General features: G+C 61.9%; 1 protein-coding gene. It reads right to left on the bottom strand.

Translation table 11 applies throughout. The features are described from left to right. The coding region (gene tssI / locus DHB74_RS16610) for a type VI secretion system tip protein TssI/VgrG (RefSeq protein WP_499162087.1) at positions 1-640 on the bottom strand (640 nt) is incomplete at both ends.

Genomic DNA, 640 nt, shown 5'->3' with positions numbered 1-640 from the left:
TTCTAGGGTTCTGGTGGCCAGGTGTTGGCCGCGGGTGCGGTCTTGGAAACGGCCGGGGTAATCGTAGTCTTCCAGAGTGGGCAGGGCTTCGCTTTGCGCTTTGCTTTCCATCAGCAGGCGCGGCTTTTCAAAGTTGTAGTCGCGGCGGCTGACCTGGCTGGGGCGGGTTTGCAGGCGCAGGTTGAAGCGTTTGATGACCGGCTCGTCAGCGACCATGCCGCTGCCCTGGTTGAAGCGGGTCGGGGTCAGTTTGGGGAAGACGGTCTGGTCTTCGCCGAACACCAGCTGATGGCCTTCGGGGCTGTGCTGAAAGTGATAGTGAATCCCTTCTTCCTCGCACAGACGCTGGATAAAGTGCAGGTCGGTTTCGTTGTACTGGGTGCAGTAGGTCCGCTCGGGCCCGTCTTCACGCAACTGGAAGCGGAATGAATCGGTAAAGATGCCGTGCCCCTTGAGCACCTCGGTGATGATCTGCGGCACAGTGCGGTGCTGGAAGATGCGCTGGTTGGTGGCGTGCTGCAGATAGGCCAGCCGGGGGACCAGGGTGATGCGATAGCGGGTCAGGCGTTTGCCGGATTCGCCCTGGGCGACGCTGTGGATCAGGCCGTGCACGCCCTGGTCCGGCCCGGCGTAACTGAGA

It is taken from the genome of Pseudomonas sp. G11-1 (assembly GCF_024031555.1).
In the GTDB taxonomy this organism is placed as follows: Bacteria; Pseudomonadota; Gammaproteobacteria; order Pseudomonadales; family Pseudomonadaceae; genus Halopseudomonas; species Halopseudomonas bauzanensis.
This window is presented reverse-complemented; position numbering and strand designations above follow the sequence as displayed.